Source organism: Bifidobacterium italicum (assembly GCF_002286915.1).
Taxonomy (GTDB): domain Bacteria; phylum Actinomycetota; class Actinomycetes; order Actinomycetales; family Bifidobacteriaceae; genus Bifidobacterium; species Bifidobacterium italicum.
The window spans coordinates 19,653-37,806 of sequence record NZ_MVOG01000015.1 but is presented as its reverse complement, the minus strand read 5'-3'; the positions used below and the strand labels follow the sequence as shown (position 1 = coordinate 37,806).

The window sequence follows — 18,154 nt, the reverse complement described above, 5'->3', positions numbered from 1 at the left end:
GCCGCGCGAGCCGGCATGGTCGATCGCGACGCCGGCGATCGCCGACCCGGCCGACCCTCCGATCGCGTTCATCGCACCCATCCACGCCATGCCTTCGGTGAAGCGCGTCTGCGGCACGAGATGCAGCATCAGCTGGTTGCCGTTGATCCATGTCGGCGACTGACACACGCCGATGAACAGGTAGATGACGGCGATGACCCACAGCTGCTTGGCGAACAGGAACGAGCCGATGCCGAGGTTGACCACGGCGAGGCACACGTAGAAGCGCTTCCACAGCGGAATCGTCCAGTTCCTCGCGCCGTAGACGAGCGCGCCGAGCAGCGAGCTGATCGAAAAGCATGCGAACACGAATCCGGTGTACTGCTTCATGTCCGATTCGGTGGCGAACGAGACGATCGAGATGCCGGCGGCCGACTGGAACGCGCCGAGCCCGAACCAGGTGACGCATACGGCGACGAGGCCCGGACCCCAAATCGAATCCTTCTTGCCGCTCAGCGACTTCTCGTAGGCCGCCTTGCCTGCCGCGTCCACTTCGGCCGCCGTCAGCCCTTCCGATTTCGCGTGCGCGCGGGCGTCACGTTCCGCCGTCTGTGCACGCAGCAGCCGTGCCTTCTCGTCCTCGCGGGCACGGAACTCGCGACGTGTGAGGCCTTCGGCGCGGGCGAGCTGCGTCTGGCTTGCTGGCTCAGTCGTCAGTTCGGTCAGGAACATCAGTGCGCCGATGAGCACGCATGCGCCGGTGAAGCTGAACGTGAGCACGCCGGAGATGACGGCCAACGTCGAAGCGAGCGGATTGCCGATGACCCACATCGCCTCATCGAAGACACCGCACAGTGACAATGCGCGGTTGACGCCGACGCGATCGTGTTTGAGCAGATTCGTCCACCGTGCGCGGCTCATCGCGCCCCACGGCGGCACGGCGGCGAGGAACGGCACGATGCAGAACAGGATCCACGGCTGCACATGTGCGAGCACGCAGGAGACGAAGGCGGTGGCGGCGACCATCCACACGGCGATGATCGGCACCGAGACCTGCCGCTGCCCGTAGCGGTCGACGAGCGTGCCGAACAGAGGCCCTACGGCGGCGCCGGCGATCGCCTGCACGGCGGTGAGCGCTCCGGCGAGCGAATAGTTGCCGTAGTACTGCTGCGTCATGATCGTCATCGTCATGCCGACCATCGGGAACGGCATGCACGCGATGACCGAGCCGACGGTGAACCGGGCCGTGTGCGGGATCTTCAGCAGCTGCGCGTAGCCGCCGAACAACCGTCTGTTGACGTCCCTGATCCCTTTCGTCACTACATGCTCCCTGCGTTGTGCCATGTGCCGCTCCTTTCTGCTCGCGGATGTGTTCCGCATGCGGCCGTCGCGCCGTTTGGCGTCACGGCTTGATTGTCGCCGTATGCGGTTGGTTGGTGGTTGGGGTGGTCGGCGATTCGGCGACGGCGACGTCGAGCGACCAATCGAATCGTCCGCGTACCGCACGCACCTCGCGTATGCGTTCGCGGACACGACCACATTAGTCGCACCCGCCGGCGCGACACGCGGTACATTATTGAGGTGGAAGCGATTATCGTGAAATGTTCACATCAATCCGAAAGGGAGCGTCATGACGGCCACCACCATCAACTTCGTGCGGCACGGCAAGGTCCACAACCCGAACCATGTGCTCTACGAACGGCTTCCCGATTTCCATCTGTCCGAAGCGGGGCGCCGCATGGCGCAGGCGACCGGCCGCTACCTCGCCGCGAACCCGCAGACGAACACGGCCGTCGCCGTCTACTCGTCGCCGCTCGACCGCACGCGTGAGACGGCCGACGCGATCCTGCTCGAACTCAACCGGCTGCGCGCCGACCGCGACCAGCAGCAGCTGCGGCTGCTCACCGACCCCCGTCTCATCGAGGCCCGCAACGAGTTCCGCGGCAAGCGCATCGGCCACGGCGACGGGGCGCTGTGGCGCCCGGGGAACCTCAGACTCGTGCGCAACCTGTGGCGTCCGAGCTGGGGCGAAAGCTACCGTTCGATTGCGAACCGTGTGCAGAATTTCGCCCTCGAAAAAGTCGACGAGCATCCCGGTGAGCAGATCATCGTCGTCACGCACGAATCGCCGATCTGGTCGTACCGCCACATGCTCGAGACCGGCCACCCCGAGCACAACATGCTGCTGCGCAAGACGGCGCTCGCGTCGGTGACGTCGATCACCTACGACAACGCGACGCACGACGTGCTGTCGATCACCTACGCCGATCCGGCGAAGGACGTCGCATAGCCCATGCCATCCAACCGTGGAGGAGTCACGATGAATGTTGAAACCGATCAGGTCGTCGAGCGCATCGCCGCGCTGCCGAGCGTCCGCCAGGCCGTGCAGACGGCGGCCGACCTCACCGAGCTGTGGCCGCTGACGTCGGCGCTGCACATGGACAACGACGCGCGCTACTGCGAGAACCTGCAGGTGCGCCTGAGCCGCCTCGCCGCGCAGGTCATGACCGGCGAGACGATTCCGATGGCCGACGCCGAATTCGTCTACGAAGGCGCCGACGCGATCCCCGGACGCCCGCAGGCGACGGTCGACGCGTTGAACGCCGCGAACGACGCGATCGAGGCGCTCGAGGGCTTCGTCTCGTCGCATGACGTACACGAGCTGCTCGACGCCGCCGACGCGCTCGACGCCGGCTGGTCCGGCGCGACCGCCACCGCCGTCACGGGCGCCGTCGGCGGCGTCGAGGATTTCGTCGCCGCGCGCACCGAGACGAAGGTCGAATCACCCGCATGGCGCTACGCCGTCGTCATCGTATTGCTCAACGAACTGATGCGCGCCGCGACGACGCAGCTCAGGGCAACGCTCGGCGCCGCAGAGCCGACGGCCGGCGGCGCGCCCGAACAGCGTGTGCGCGGCCTCGAGCGGCTTGCGCTGCCGTTCTTCCTGTTCATCAACGATTTCACCGCGACGCTGCAGCTGCCGCAGATCTGTCTGACGGCAGAGCAGTTCCGCGGCGTCATCGCAGCCTACGCGACGCCGAACGGCGACGACGACGCGGCAGACGCGGCGACCGTGCTCGCGCAGGCGCTCGCCCCGATCGCCGGCGCCGAGTGGCGCAAGCACCGCGAGGACATCCTGTGGGACCCCAAGGAGGCGAAGGAGCGCGCGCGCAAGGAGGACGAACGCAAGAACAAGGAGGCGCTCGCCGCGAAGTTCGCCCACATCAAGGACGACCCGAACAAACCCGAGGTCGAGCTGTAGAGCGGCGTCCTTCCCCATCTCGCGCGGGCGCACAGGCGCATAGCGCCGCAGCGCGGAGAGGACACGTTCACCCCGCCCTCTCCGTGCGCCTGGGTGCGCATAGCTTGATATTTCGCGCAAACCATCGAGTTATGCGCACACACCGCCGGCGAGCGCAGACACCCCGGCGACCCAGGCCATCAAAGGCGCACAATACCAACCATGCCGATCCCTCAGCCACACACCCGCCAACCCAAGCGCACACAATCACACACCCGTGCCACCCACCCGGGCGGCACGCGACGCATATCCCCAGATCCCCCCGAACTATCGAGCTATGCGAGCATCGGCGACCATCGACGCGCATACATGGCGTATGCGGTGATGTATGCTTGTATGTATGCGCATCATCGTCCATCCCCATGCGAGAGTGCACGGTCTATCAGCGGAACAGATCAGACAGGCTTATGAGACCGGATCAAATGGCGCGCGTATACGCAGTCGGGACAGGGACAGTGAACCGCAGCGCTGGGCGACAATCGGATTCGACGCACAGGGACACCGCATCGAGCTCGTATTCGTCATGCTCGACGACGGCGCAGCCCTCATCATCCACGCGATCTTACTGACAAAAGGATTCCTTAACGAAATAAGGAGGGCAAGATGACGTACATCGCCTCAAACGGCACGCCCATCACCGACGAGATGGTGGATCGCTGGGCGCAGGAGGCCGAAGACGGATTCCCCGACGACATCGTGGAACCAATCCACGGACGCGCATGGGAACAGAGCACGCAACCGCTCAAACCCCGCACGATACGAATCAGCGACACCACATGGCGGCTGGTCGAGGAAGCCGCCAAGCGCGAACATATCAGCGTGAGCGAATGGACCAGGCGAGCGATGAATGACGCGCTCGTCAACCAATAAGAACAAACGGTGTCGGCGCATAGGGCACACGTATGCGCGCCGGTCGCAAGGAGCGGGTTTAGGACGCTCGGTGCGATTGCACAGTAACGCGCCCAAGGCTGACGCACACATGTGACGCTCTCGCGCCGTACATCAGATCATGCGTGCGCACAGCTCGATACCTCGCGCAAACCATCGAGTTATGCGCACACACCGCCGGCGAGCGCAGACGCTCCGGTGACCCAGGCCGTCAAAGGCGCACAATACCAACCATGCCGATCCCTCAACCACACATCCGCCAACCCCAGCGCACACAATCACACACCCGTGCCACCCACCCGGGCGGCACGCGACGCATATCCCCAGATCTCCCCCCGAACTATCGAGCTGTGCGCGGGCGGCAACCTGGATATACGTGGCTTGGCGCAGCCGCCGTTCGCATCATGGGCGAATACCCATCGAGTCAGACGATGCCTCCGTCACACACGCATGCCTCGCCGCGACGCTCTACGCTGCGAGCGGCTTCGGACGGACCCCTTGTACACTGTTCGTGTGCGCAAACTCATCGAGCAGATCCTGAAATTCGGCGTCGTCGGCATCATCGCGTTCCTGATCGACTGGGGCATCCTCAACCTCCTCGTCGGCGTGTTCCATATGCATAACGTCATCGCGGCGACGATCTCGTTCCTCATCTCGCTCGTCTTCAACTACTTCGCGAGCATGAAATACGTCTTCAGGCACCGTCCGGATATGGCGCGGTGGATGGAGATGGCGATCTTCCTGTTCTCGGCCGTCGTAGGCCTGTTCATCAACATGGTCATCATCTGGCTGTCCACCTACGGCATGAACAAGGACGCCTACATCAGCCAGCATGCGATGTATCTGCTGCGCACGAACATCGGCAAACTCATCTCGACGGTCGTCGTCGCGATCTGGAACTTCATCATCCGCAAATGGCTGCTCGACGACACGCACACGAACGCGATGAACCGTCTGCGCCGCGGCGACCACATCCTGTCCGAGGAGGAGCTCGAGGCGAAGTGGGAGCGGAGCTTCTCGCACCGTCTGGGCATGTGGTCGATCGAGCACACGCCCAAAGGCTGGAAGTGACCGCTCAGCCGTCGGGCGTAACCCGAATGCGGCGCGGAACGGCTGCCCTAGACTGGATGCTGTTGGCCGGTGACCGCCGATGCGGCCGCCGCCGTTCCATCATCCGTTCCATCAAGGAGGACCGATGCCAGTCATTCACACCCATGTCTCCGTCCCGACGACGAAGGAGCAGCGCGATACGCTCAAGAACCTGTTCGGCCAGGCGATCCCGGCCGTCCCCGGCAAGTCCGAGGGCTGGCTCATGTGCATGTTCGAGGACAATGTGCCGATGTACTTCGGCGGCGACGATTCCACGCCGGTCGCCTACGTCGAGGTGAACGTCTTCGGCTCGAACGTGCCGACGAGCGCATGGAAGAAGCTCACGCCGCAGATCATGGACGCGCTGCAGGACACGCTTGAGATCCCGGCCGACCGCACCTACATCCGCTACACCGCGACGCCCGACTGGGGCTGGAACGGCTCCAACTTCTGACCTGAACTTCGCCGTCGACCACCGTGCGACGAACGCTCAGCGCATACGAGAGCCGCCGCCGAATCCCATCCGATTCGGCGGCGGCTCTCTTCATTCATCCGGCTCAGCGGCTGCGCGTCGCAGCATGCGCGCCGGGTTTGCGGTTCTTCTGCGCGACCACCGCCAGACACATGGCCGCCGCGATTAACGCGAATCCGAAGGCCGCGAAATGCGTCCCGAAGCCGCCCGCCGAAGGCAGCTCGACGCCGGTCTCCTCCTCCTTTGCGTTGCCGATGACCCATTCACCGGTCGGCATGCCTTTCCCGTCGGTGACGGCATGCGGCGTAGCGTCGCCGGACCATGTGACCTTGCCATCCGCGCCGATGGTGAGCGCGTACCGCTTCTGCGCTTCGGCAACATATCCCGTCGGCGCCTTCGTCTCGACGAGCGCATACTCATCCGTCGGGACGCCATGCACCTCGATGCGACCATCGCGCGTATCGTGATCCTTCAGCTGCTTGATGACGCCGTTCTCGGAACGTTCATCGCCGCCGTCGACGATGGCCATCTCGGCAGAGCCGTCCTTCTTCGCAAGCGTCCATTCCGAGGCCGCCAGATACGATTCATCCGTCGTGACATAGGTCGGCAGTTCTTCCGCGGTGGGGTCATTAGGGTCCTTATAGGTGCCTTGCGTCACTTTATCAGCACCCACCTTGCCGAACATGAAGCTCGTCAGCCCGTCGGCGACCTGGAATCCCGAATCCCACACATACAGATTATGCTGGTCCGCGTAGGCGGCCATCGCACGCGTCTTTGTGTCGAAGTCGGAGGCGCGCCCGTTCTTCACGTAGAAGAACTGCGGCGTCGTGTTCACCGCATATCCCGACGGCGCCTGCGTCTCCCAAGCCACATATAGCTGGTTTTCGTTGAACTGATAGAGCTCCGATTCCACGTCAGTGCCGTCGCCGTGATGGAACACAAGGCGACCGAGACTGTCGGTGACGCCAGTACGAGGATCTTCACTGCATTCGGTCCGACGATCCGCAGTCCATTCCTTGGAGGGCGCCGCGTTCAGATTGACCGGGCAGACCTTGAATGTGGCGCCTGACAACTTCTGGCTGCTATCGCCGTCGACCACCTTTTTCAACGTGACCGAGCCGGATGCACCGGCGTCGGCATCCGTCTTCGTGATCTGGACCGTACGGTTCGTCGACGCCGAACCGTCCAGTTGTCCCCTGAACGAAACCGTGTTACGCAGATCGATGTCTTGTCCGGGAATGCCGCGCAGCTGCACCGTGTAGTTCAGGCGCAGCGGCTTCTGCTTATACAACGGCTGCCCGGAATTCTGGTCCATGCTGTTCGACCGCATGCCATCGATCGGCAGCTTGATCGTCGCCGTCGGCAAATTGCTCCCCGCCGCATGTCCGAAGGACACTTCAAAATGATCCTTGCCTTCCGGATAGGTGACCTCATCCCATGAACCGGAATTCGTCGAAAGCCTGAACGACGACTGCACATATGCCGCGTTCGACGAGTGCAACGTGTCAGTGAGCGTAAGCACGGTCCCCTCCGGCAGCTGACTCTGCTGGGTGAGATTGATTTCGACGACGTATTTGACCTGATTGTTGCCAGTGCCGTCAACCCACTTGTTCAGATTCGGCGCCTCACCCTGCTGCACGAACACATCACCGGTGACGTCGGAGCTGTGTTCGCCAATCTGCACGTTCGCGTTGTTGGTGTAAGTGAAGCGCGAGCCGTCGATCATGCCCTGCTTGCGCAGTTCCACCTTGCTGATTTTCGTATCGAACTCATAGACGATAATCGAATGGCCCTGCTTGGCGATTGGTGGGCCCAGCGGGGTGGAAGGCCTGTCATATCGGTTGGGACCGCCATCGGTCGTGGAGTCAGGTGATGCATCTCCCACACGCTCGGTCTTCCACGCCGTCAACGAGCCATCGTTCGGCACCGTGAACACGACCTTGCCGGCCTGCACCGTGTAGGTTGCGCACGCAACATCCGAATCGCAGCTCTTGCCATCGCCGCTGAAGTCAAAGGTCGCCGTCTGCTGTGGCAGCGCTCCCCGCTTGTCGCCTTCGGCGATCGGCAGCCAGCCCTTGAGGTCCAAATCCAGTCCTGCAGCTTCCAGCTCATCCTCGGTCGCGTAGTCGCCCATCGACACGAAACGTCCGAAGATCGGCTTATCCGTATCGAGCTCCCAGCCTTCCGGCAGCGTATCCGTCATCGTGATCGATTCCGGCAGCTCATAGACGCCGCTGATGCCCGGCAACTCCTCATAGAACTTGACGTTGCCGTCGTCATCATAGAGATAGCGCACCGACCACCACGACTTCTTGCCGTTGCCCCAAACACGCCAGTGCACATGGCAGTACCCATCATCGCCTTCGTCGCAGTTCGCCTGATTGTTCCACCAGGTTTCGCCGTCGTTCTCGGCGTCGACGGTCTTGCCACCGATGACGTCACCGACGAACGGGATCGTCGCCGATTCCACTTCATCGGCGATCTTGTCGTTTACCCTGTAATGGAACTTGGCATAGTTGATGTACACATCCGGAGTACCGTCGCATAACGTGTTGTAGGTGATGCGCATCTTGTGCGAGAACGGGTTTGGCGAGTCCAGATTCAGGATTTCGTTGCCCTCGGCGTCCTTGATCTGCTTATGCAGATACGAGAACGTGAACGCCGGCGCACCATCATGAAGGGCATAGGTGTCATCGGCGTTGCGGTCCGCCTCGCCACGGAAATAGCCTTCCGGGAAGTCAGTGCCACCAGGCAGTTCACGCCCCTGTCCACGATGATATTCATCGTCGTAATACGATTCGCGAACGTCGTAATACTCGTTAGGATACCCCTTGCCCGACTGGCCCTTCTTCTTATCGGCGGCCGATACGAACAACTCATCCGACGGAATCTCCGTCCAGCAATTCGGATTGCCTTCCGAGCAGTTCGCATCGTTTTTGATGTTGTACACACTGACTTTGAGGTCCAGATAGTCCTTCGAGTACCACATATGCTGCGTGTTGCCGTCGGAGACGCCGTTGACCCAGTCCTCGTAGAGATGCAGCTCGGTCACGTTGCCTTCGGCCGGCGGCGTGTACTCGATGGTCCACGGCACGCTATAGACGTTCGTGTTGCGGATCTTCGTGGCGGACCCCACGCTCTTCTCGATCAGATCGAGATTGAGCGGCGGTTCCGGATCCGGTTCCGGACCGGGATCAGAGCCCGGATCGGGATTCGGTTTGCTCGGGCGATCCACATCCTTCGTCGCGGTCTTGCATTCAGTCAGCCCACAGACCTCCGCCTTATTCGAATACTTGGAGACTGGATGCTCATCAGAGTCGGTGGGCACCGTCTTGTATTCGATCTGATATTTGTTGTAATTTGGATCTCCCGAGGAGAAATCAATCGAGAAGCCCTTGCGATCGTCATTGACGACGATCTGCACACCTGCCGGATCGATCTCCTGGTTGTTCTCATCCCACGCACGGATCGTCACGGTATCAGGATCGATTTCATGACCGTCTTGCACGGTATCAGTCAGCTGACGCCCGTTGATATCAGCACGATCACCGCCGTTGTTGACATCGACGGTCCATTTGATCTCACGCTTCTGCTCACTGCCTTCGGCATACCATTTCGACGAGTCTTCCACCCAGCCGTTCTTGGACACCCAGTTGTAGTTCCAGTTGCGCTTGGACGGCACATAGCTGCTCTCGCCTTCACCGTCCTGCCACTTCCAATGGGCGGTGTTCTTCGCGCTCTGGTACTTGTCGCCATCATTGGCATCAGCCTGCGCGCCATTCGTGATAGATGCCTTGTAGGTAATTTCATAGGCGCCCTTCGGCAGCGTCATGCCTGCGGATTCGCCCGTATCCGAATCTGGGATCGGATTGATCTTGCTCTGCAGCTGCGAAGCGGCTTCCTTGGCCGCATCTTCATTCTTCGCGTTGTACAGATATTTCACCTGCACGGAGTCGCGATCCATGTTCAGATCCGAACCCGCCACATCCCAGAAACGGAAGTTGTCGACATCACCTTCCGTCTCAAGCTTGACGGTGCAGGTGAGGTCGGTCTCCGAACGACCGACCCATGCACAGTTCTTATCACCGGTCACCTTCCATGGCGTATGGTCGACCTTGATTGTCACGCCGGTACCGGGGAACTCCCATCCCCGATCGTTGCCCTCTTCGAGCGCCTCGTCGCGATAGTTCACACGCAGGTTGTAGCTGAAGAAGTAATCGTGATCCTTGTCCTGCGCATACTCCTCGTTGTACTTCACCCGCAACGCACAGGTACCGTCGTCCTTCTTCACCAATGTGATCGTCGCGACTTCCTGGTCGCCTTCGGTCACGATCTGCGGCTCGTCGAATTGATTCGCCACCACCGACGGCGGCACCGGCACAGCATATTCCCAACTCAGATGCTTGCCGTCGGAGGCGACCACCGCATTGTCCTTGAGATGCACATCCAGGAAGAATTCGAGATCGGTGTTCGGCACCACATTCGGCACGGTGTTCTTGAGTTCATCGTTCTTGAATGTCTTCTTCGTCTGTGATCCATTGGGTTCAAGCACCGTGGCCGTCAATTCCACCGTGGCCGCCCGAATCGTGTCCGCATCCGCCTGCTCATACCCATCCGCAAACGCCGCACGTGGCAGCACAGACATGATGCACACCAATGTCAATGCCACAATGGCAGCACCGCACGCCTGCAGGCGCATCAGCGCGCCTGTGTGCCGCCGGCGCGCGTACACGTGTCTTCCGTACTTCATCGTCCCTGCTCCTTCGGCTGCTGCCGATACTCGACTCTCCGACTTCGCCGCCCCGGCCTGCACGGAACTTCGTCATCCCTACGCCCACAGCCGATTAAGCGCTTAATGAATATTATAGGGGTTTTGCCCAACTTTCGTACTTTGGCATTATGGGCAATCCCTTGCTGCATACGTTCTCAGAGTCAAGCAATCAGCACGAAACAGCACCCATGCCGGCACATGCTCTCAACGCCGACACCATGCATTTGCAGTATTACTAAACTTAATCGCTTAAGTTCCCTAGATCGGCAAGCCCATGGCCATCAACGTTTCCCCTTCGGGCAACACGCCGTCCATATTCAGCGAATGAGCAACGTTCGCATTCACGCAACCCCCGAAGCAGCGCCCACATATCCGCATGCGCACAGCACCATCGCTCTCGGCGCAGTCCAGACATCCACCGGTGCCGCCATCCGGTTTGAGGCGCCAGCCCCTCCCGGCGCACCATCCGCGGCACGTCCGCCTCCGCAGCCTGCGACGACCCGCGGCTCATAACATATGAGCCGCCACGCGCGATCAGGCGCATGGCGGCCCGGAAACGGACAGACGTGTGGATCTCAGACGATCTTCGGCATCGGCGTCGTCAGCGACGTCGTCAGGTTGACGTGGACGAGACCGGCGCCGGAATGGACGTCGACCTTCTTGAGCGTCACCGTGCGTTCGTCGGCCGGGGCGGCGTCGTTATCGGTCATCGTCGCAGGCGATTTCACGGCGACGAGCGCGAGGTCGTCGAACGCGACGCCGGCGTCCTCGGCGAGCGCACGCGCGGTCTCGAGCGACTCCTCGAAGCCGGGCTTCATGACGACGCGGTCGGCTGGGACGCCGTAGGCGTGTTCGCACACCCACTTGACGTTCTCGACGAGCGGCATGCCCTTGTGGCTCGCCGGCGTCTCCGGCGCATCCTCGGCGCTCACGGCCTCGGCGAAGTCGTCGAGCTGCGGGGCGAGCGCATCGCCGCCGTCGCGGTACAGGTTGCCGATGATCGGCGCGCGGAAACCGAGCTCGGCGGCTGTCTCGCGCAGCGCCGGCACCTGATCGTCCTCGCCGTCCCACAGGTTGATGAGCGGGAAGGTCGGGATGCCGAGGCCTTCGAGACGCTCGACGTGGAAGGGGTAGCGCCACTGCAGCGCCGGGTCGTCGCGCCAGGTGGAGGCGCGCGTCACGACGACGGCGGCGCTCGGCCACTGCGCGCCGTACTCGCGGCAGGCGATGTCGAGCCACTTCTGCGCGCCGGCGTCGGCGCCGTAGCCGGCTTCGACGATGACGACGTCATGTTGCGCGCACGCCATCTCGACGGAGACGAGCGACGGGATGCCGATCGAGACGTTTGCGAAGGGGCCGCCGTGCACGTACACCGGCGAGCCGTTCTTCGTCTCGGTCTTCGCCGGCTTGACGGCGTCGGCGAGGATGTTCGTGATGCGCCACAGGTCGATGAACTCGCCGAAGGTCACGGCCTTGCCGTCCTTCGTGCCGGCGATCATCTTCGCGACGCGGTCGGCGATCTCGTCCATCGAACGCGACAGCACGACGATCTGCATCAGCTCGCAGGTCGGCGTGAGCACGGTCTTCTCGTGCACGTCGTTCTTGCCGGCGTCGACGACGACGCTGCGCAGCGAACGCGACGGCACTTCGGAGACGCGCGGAACGAGCACCGTGTCGAGCAGACCGTCATCGACGGCCTTCTCGGCGAAGGACGCGAGCAGGTTCTGCGCCGCCTCGATCGCACCCATTTCACCGCACAGGCCCCAGTCGATGAGTTCGGGATGCGTCAGCGACGCCTTGCCGCCACCGGAGGCGCCGCCCTTCGAGCCGGCCGCCGTGATGCCCATGCTCGGCTGGCGCAGCACCGCGGCCGCATCGATGCCACGCGCGTTGAGCGCGTCGATGAGCGCGATCGTCGTCGTCGTCTTGCCTTCGCCGCGCGACGCCTTGAGCGGCGTGTCCGCGGTGACGAGGACGACCTTACCGTGCTTGCGCGGCGCGTCGGGGTTGTTGTTGAGGGAGTCGAGATAGCCGAATGCGTCGATCTTGTCGACCAATCCGTAAGGCTTGGTGAAATTCTCGATGAGCGACACTACACGTTCCTTTCCGGTGGTTGAGCTGCCTGTTCCAACATATCAGCACGCTGCGGCCGCGAGACGTCCCCCATCACGATGCGAACGACGAAAGCCGGCGCGCAGGCGGGTGGCCTGCGCGCCGGCTTCGGGTCATCGCGCGATGGGCGCGACAGACCAGACGGATCAGTTGTCGGACATCGCGAAATGGTTCTTCATCGCGAGGCTCGCCGTGTACAGCGCCGTATCGAGCAGCTTCTCGGTCTCCTTCTTGACCTGCCGCGCGAGATCCTCGTTCGCCGTCGCGAGCACGCCGCGCACCTCGGGGTCGCGCACGGCCTCGATGATCTCGTCCGGCTCCATCGGCTGCACGTCCTCGACGAGGTCGTCCTCGGCGAATTCGTCGTCGTACTCCTGTTCGCGGGCGGCGGCCTCGAGCACGGCGTCGCCGCCTAGGCGGTTCACCTGCTCGTCGGCGGCGCGCAGCATCGCGTGGCCGAGCGCGCCGACCCTCTGCTGGTAGTTCTCGACGGCGGACAACGTCTGCGCGTGCTGCGCGTCGCACAGCACGCCGATGATCCGGTTCGCCCAGTAGAAGTTCTCGGACGTCACGCGCGACGTCGTGTCGCGCAGATAGGCGGGCGTGTCGTCGACGTTCGGGAAGAACGGGACGAGCGCGTTGAACGGGTTCGAACCGTAGGCGATCCATTGCACGGCGCGGTTGACCTGCGGGCGGTAGGGGCGGATCTGCATCGCGGCGAGATGGTTCGTGCGGTTGATGCCGATCGGGCGGAAGCGCGTGCGCGACGCGTCGTCGCCGCGTGTGCCGTAGGGGTCGTAGGGCGTCTCCTGATAGTGGGAGCTCAGGATGTACTTGACGTCCTCCATCGTGATCTTGCGGTCCGGCTGGCGGCACCACGGGATGTCGTCGGCGTCCGGCTTGTGGTCGGCGTCCGGACCGTCCCACACCTCATCGAGCGGGTTGAAGTAGCGCTGCATGTACCATGCGCGCGGCGTGTTGTAGACGTGGTCGGAGTCGGAATGCGAACCGAAGGCGTCACGCGGCGAGAACGGCGACGCGCCTTCGACGGCGAGGCTCAGATGGTTGCGTTCGATGAATTCCTCGAGATCGGCGGAGCACATGTAGTCGCGCTGGTCGCCGAGCGCGTCGTCGAGGTCGAACTCGTCGATGCCCAGCTGGTTCGGCATCGTCACGTAGCAGTCGTCGGGCACTCGGCGCGCGATCCAATGATGCCCGCCGACCGTCTCGAGCCACCAGATCTCGTTGACGTCGCTGAACGCGACGCCGTTCATCTCATAGGTGCCGTACTGTTCGAGCAGCGCGCCAAGACGGGCGACGCCCTCGCGCGCCGTCTTGATGTACGGCAGCACGATCGTGACGAAATCCTCCTCGCCGATGCCGCCGGCGACCTCCGGCTCGTAGTCGTCGTCGCCCGGATTGCCGATCGCCGGCGCGAACTCGACGAGCGGGTCGGCGCCGAGCACGCGTTCGTTCGTCGTCAGCGTCTCGGTGGCGCTCATCGCGACGTTCGCCTCGTTGACGCCGGCCTCGCCCCAGATGCCGCTTGTGCGGACCGCGTTCGGCACGCTCGAATACTGCAGCGGGTCGTCGGGCAGCTCGATCTCGACATGCGAAAGCACCGACTTGTAGGTGCGTGGCTGGTCCTCGGGCCTGACGACGACGAACTGCTTCGGGTCGAACTCGCCGTTGCAGCTGTCCTCGTTGCGCGCGATGATCGTCGATCCGTCGTAGCTTGCGTCCTTGCCGACGAGCAGGGTTGTACAGCTCATATCTCTCCCATGGTGTCAGATGATGCGGATGGTACCGCCCGCGCCGTCCGCGCCGGCGTGCGGGCGTTGGTCGCCACGGCCATTGTAGGAGGATAGGCCGTTGCGCCGCATTCGTCCAACCATGATACGAAATACGCCGTCGGCATACGCATAGCGCTGCGTATGCCGACGGCGCGCGAAGTATGGCGCGTACGGAGCGCGCCACGCACGGTCGGGCACGGTTTAGAAGTCGGCCATGCTGAACGCGTTCTTCATGTTGACGCTCGTCGCCTGCAGGCACTGCGCGATGATCGTCTGCGTCTGCGCCCTGAGCTGCGCGGCCATCGTCGCGTTCGCGGCCGCGAGCATCTCGCGTGCCTTCGGGTTGCGCGTCGCGTCGGTGACGTCCTTCGGCTCCATCGGTTCGACGTCCGCCGGGATGCCGAGCTCCTCATCCTTGACGCCTCGGGCGGCGGCGGCGCGCGTCGCGTCGGTGCCGAGGCGGCCGAGCTGCTCGTCGGTCGCGAAGACCATCTGATGGCCGAGCGCCGCGACCGTCTGCTTGTAGTGCGCGATCTGCTCCGCGGTGCCGGCGTAGTCGGAGTCGCCGAGGACGGCGAGCAGACGGCTCGCCCAGTAGTAGCTGTCGAGTGTGACCTCGGACGTCGTGTCGCTCACATATGCCGGCATCGCGTCGACGTTCGCGAAGAACGGCACCGTCGCATTGAACGGCGTCGACGCGAACGTGATCCAATGGATCGCACGGTCGGCCTGCGGCGCGTACGGGCGAATCTGCATGATCGAGCGCTCGCAGGTGCGGTTGATGCCGGCCGGACGGTACAGGTGGCGCGTCGCGTCGGTGCCGAGCTTGCCGTACGGATCGTACTTCGTGCCTTGGTAATGCAGCGACAGCGCGTAGTCGACGTCCTCGATCGTGATCTTCTTGTCCGGCTGGCGGCACCACGGGATGTCGTCGTCGCCCGGGCGCACGTCGGCGTCCGGGCCGTCCCAGGTCTCGTCGAGCGGATTGAAGTACTTCTCGATCATCCACGCGCGCGGCGTGTTGTAGACGTGGTCCATGTCCGAATGGGAGCCGAAGGCGTCACGCGGGTCGAAGCGTCCCTCGAGCGCGAAGTCGACGTCCAGATGGTGCACGTCCATGAACTCGCGCAGGTCCTCGGAGCACATGTATTCCCGCTGCTCGCCGTAGGCGTCCTCGAAGTCGAAGTCGTCGATGCCCAGACGGTTCGGGTTGACGACGTAGCAGTCGTCGGGCACGCGGCGCGCGATCCAATGATGCCCGCCGACCGTCTCGAGCCACCACACCTCGTGCGCGTCCGAGAACCCGATGCCGTTGCTTTCGTACGTGCCGTACCGCTCCAGCAGCGCGCCGAGACGACGCACGCCCTCACGCGCGGTGCGGATGTACGGCAGCACGATCGTGACGAGGTCCTCCTCGCCGATGCCGCCGGCCGATTCCGGCACATAGCCGGCGTCGCCCGGCTTGCCGACCGCGGGCGTGTACGGGACGAGCGGATCGGCGCCGAGAACGCGCGCGTTCGACGTGATCGTCTCGGTCGCCGTCATCGCGACGTTCGCCTCGTTGATGCCGGCCTCGCCCCACACGCCGTCGCTCGTGAACGAGTTCGGCGTCTCCGAATACTGCAGCGGATCATCGGGAAGGTCGATCGTCAGATGTCCGTTGACGCTCGTGTAGGTGCGGGGCTGATCCTGCGGCCTGACGATGATGAGTTTCTTGTTGTTGAACGATCCCGGTTCGTCGTCCTCGTTGCGCGCGATGATCGTCGATCCGTCATAGCTCGCGCCTCTGCCGACGAGAATGGTGGTGCATGCCATACGATGCCTCTTTTCCATGCATGGGGCGCAGCGCAGGGTGCGCGGCGCGGACGCCGCACGCCCATGCGCTCCGCCCGTGTTCCCCTATGTTCTACCGCGTTTTGCGGTGCATGGGGCATCAGACCGGCGAATTACTCCATGGGTGGAGCGGATGTTCAGCAGCTGCCGACGAGCGTGATGCCGCCGCCGTCGACGACCTGCGCGTGTTCGAGGCCGTGCAGCATCGCATTGAGCCAGAAGCCCTGCCCGAGCTCCGGTATCGGCTCGGTCGTGCCCCAGATCTGCAGCACGTAGCGGTGGTCCCGGTCCGGCGGCTGCGGGCCCGTGTAGTGCGCGACGAGCTGCAGGTTCTGCTGGTCCTGGCCGTAGAGCGGCGACGCCTGCGAATTGCGCCCCTGAGCCGCCTCCGGGATCATCGCGTTGACTTTGCGTGAGAAATCGGCGGGAATCTGCAGCGCATGCGCGTCCGACGGATCGAACATGATCGCGTCGACCGGCAGGTTCGCCATCGTCCAGTGGATCCATTCGAATCCGCACACCGGAATCGAATCGGGGTCGCTGAACTCCCAATGCAGATATTTGGCGGCCGGGTTGAGATGGTCGATGTAGAAGGGGAAGGAGATGCACGGCACGCCGTCCACGCGGGCGTCATCGGGCGCCTGCTTGGCGTAGAGGTCCGGCACGGTGGTGAAATCTGCGGAAACTAGCATGACTCCAGTATCGCGCATCGGCGGCGCCTGGCCGATATATCGCGCGTCGCGAATCGCCGTCGGCCGCTCACATCTCGGCGAGCGCGCAGAACAACGCCTCGAGCACGAGCAGCGCGTTGCCATTGCCGAGCAGACGCCGGCGCGCGACGTTGATCTCGTCGAGGCAGCCGATCGTCCGCTCCCTGCGCAGCCGCGCGCTCAGGTCGGCGATCGCGCGCCGGTTCTCGACGTTGACGAGGCCGACCGATTCCTCGGCGTCGTTCTGCAGCACGGCGACGTCGCGGTAGACGCTCGCGACCGAATTGAGCGCGCGGTCGAGCACGTCGCGCGTGCGGCGCGTCGTCTGGCGTTTGACGTCGTCGGCCTTCGTCAATGCGTTGTACGCGAGGCGCAGCGACGGCGGCACACGGTCGCCCTCCTGCAGGCCGTTGAGGCGCAGGAACTCGGCGCGCGCCCTGTCGCCGCGCCGGGCCACGTCCGCGGCCGCCTGCGCCTTCGCGCTGTCGAGCAGGGAGCCGGCGAGCAGGATCGCCTGAGACGCCCTGCGCAGCCCGAGGACGCCGACGACGAGCTCGTCGCGGTCGGCGAGCACCTGCGAATCGGTCGCGTACAGCGTCGCGACGCCGATGTGCCCTTCGGCGAGACGCGCGGCGCGCACGGCGAGGTTGTGGTCGACGTCGTGCCGGTCCTCGAGATACTGCGCGACCTGCGCATCCGAAGGCACGCCGAGGTTGACGATGCGCGTGCGCGAACGGATCGTCGGCAGCACGTCCTGCGCGCTCGGAGCGCACAGCAGCCAGATCGTGCGCGGGCTCGGCTCCTCGATCTCCTTGAGCAGCACGTTCGTCGTGCGTTCGAGCATGCGGTCGACGTCCTCGATGATGATGATGCGCCACGGGCCGCTGCGCGGCATCTGCTCGGCCGTCGTCACGAGGTCGCGCACCTCGTCGATGCCGATCGTCACCTTGTCGGTCGCCAATGTCGTCACGTCCGGATGCGTGCCGGCGAGCACCTCACGCACCGCTTTCGTAGGCTCGTCGCCGAGACCGTGGTCGGGGCTCTCCAACGCCGCCGCGAACGCGCGCGCCATGTTGGAGCGACCCGAGCCGGGCGGTCCGCAGATCAGCCATGACTGCGCCAGCATCCTCGGGTCGCCGCAGCTGACCGCGCGCAGCTGTTCGACGACGCGGTCCTGCCCCACCAGGGTGTCCCATACGCTCATGA

13 protein-coding genes are annotated in these 18,154 nt (G+C 63.7%); 6 read left to right on the top strand and 7 right to left on the bottom strand.

Annotated elements, in window-relative coordinates:
- Window positions 1–1,323, bottom strand: a 1,323-nt coding sequence (locus B1400_RS04975; RefSeq protein ID WP_095613339.1) for an MFS transporter, incomplete at its 3' end; no start/stop codon positions are given.
- A gap of 286 nt (window positions 1,324–1,609) precedes the next feature.
- Here B1400_RS04975 and B1400_RS04970 point away from each other — a divergent pair.
- The 6 genes from B1400_RS04970 to B1400_RS04945 all read left to right on the top strand — a co-directional run bounded on the left by B1400_RS04970 (window position 1,610) and on the right by B1400_RS04945 (window position 5,711).
- The gene (locus tag B1400_RS04970) at window positions 1,610–2,269 is read left to right on the top strand and encodes a histidine phosphatase family protein (RefSeq protein ID WP_095613334.1); all 660 of its coding nucleotides are present in this window, start codon (window positions 1,610–1,612) and stop codon (window positions 2,267–2,269) included.
- A gap of 30 nt (window positions 2,270–2,299) precedes the next feature.
- Window positions 2,300–3,241: a hypothetical protein gene (locus B1400_RS04965; protein ID WP_095613333.1), complete on the top strand. Its 942-nt coding sequence runs from the start codon at window positions 2,300–2,302 to the stop codon at window positions 3,239–3,241.
- A gap of 379 nt (window positions 3,242–3,620) precedes the next feature.
- Complete coding sequence (locus B1400_RS04960) at window positions 3,621–3,887, top strand: hypothetical protein (protein ID WP_201260193.1); 267 nt, start codon at window positions 3,621–3,623, stop codon at window positions 3,885–3,887.
- Window positions 3,884–4,150, top strand: a complete 267-nt coding sequence (locus tag B1400_RS04955) for a ribbon-helix-helix domain-containing protein (RefSeq protein ID WP_201260192.1) — start codon at window positions 3,884–3,886, stop codon at window positions 4,148–4,150. Before B1400_RS04960 ends, B1400_RS04955 begins: the two co-directional genes overlap by 4 nt.
- Before the next feature lie 531 nt (window positions 4,151–4,681).
- Entirely contained in the window at window positions 4,682–5,239 is a 558-nt protein-coding gene (locus tag B1400_RS04950) for a GtrA family protein (protein ID WP_162288181.1), read from the top strand.
- Between the two features lie 124 nt (window positions 5,240–5,363).
- A complete protein-coding gene (locus B1400_RS04945) occupies window positions 5,364–5,711 on the top strand; it encodes a phenylpyruvate tautomerase MIF-related protein (protein WP_095613331.1) in 348 nt (115 codons plus the stop codon).
- Between the two features lie 103 nt (window positions 5,712–5,814).
- On the opposite strand, the gene B1400_RS04940 is transcribed toward B1400_RS04945, so the two are convergent.
- The 6 genes from B1400_RS04940 to B1400_RS04915 all read right to left on the bottom strand — a co-directional run bounded on the left by B1400_RS04940 (window position 5,815) and on the right by B1400_RS04915 (window position 18,152).
- Window positions 5,815–10,479: a SpaA isopeptide-forming pilin-related protein gene (locus B1400_RS04940; RefSeq protein ID WP_095613330.1), complete on the bottom strand. Its 4,665-nt coding sequence runs from the start codon at window positions 10,477–10,479 to the stop codon at window positions 5,815–5,817.
- Window positions 10,480–11,075: 596 nt separating this feature from the next.
- On the bottom strand, window positions 11,076–12,593 hold the full coding sequence (locus B1400_RS04935; protein WP_095613329.1) for a formate--tetrahydrofolate ligase: 1,518 nt from the start codon (window positions 12,591–12,593) through the stop codon (window positions 11,076–11,078).
- Between the two features lie 165 nt (window positions 12,594–12,758).
- On the bottom strand, window positions 12,759–14,384 hold the full coding sequence (locus tag B1400_RS04930) for a C69 family dipeptidase (protein WP_095613328.1): 1,626 nt from the start codon (window positions 14,382–14,384) through the stop codon (window positions 12,759–12,761).
- 222 nt (window positions 14,385–14,606) lie between these two features.
- A complete protein-coding gene (locus B1400_RS04925) occupies window positions 14,607–16,220 on the bottom strand; it encodes a C69 family dipeptidase (protein ID WP_095613327.1) in 1,614 nt (537 codons plus the stop codon).
- Between the two features lie 155 nt (window positions 16,221–16,375).
- Window positions 16,376–16,930 (bottom strand): YbhB/YbcL family Raf kinase inhibitor-like protein, encoded by a 555-nt coding sequence (locus B1400_RS04920; RefSeq protein ID WP_162288180.1) that lies wholly within the window; start codon window positions 16,928–16,930, stop codon window positions 16,376–16,378.
- A 67-nt stretch (window positions 16,931–16,997) separates the two neighbouring features.
- Window positions 16,998–18,152, bottom strand: a complete 1,155-nt coding sequence (locus B1400_RS04915; protein WP_095613325.1) for a DNA polymerase III subunit delta' — start codon at window positions 18,150–18,152, stop codon at window positions 16,998–17,000.
- Between the last annotated feature and the right edge of the window lie 2 nt (window positions 18,153–18,154).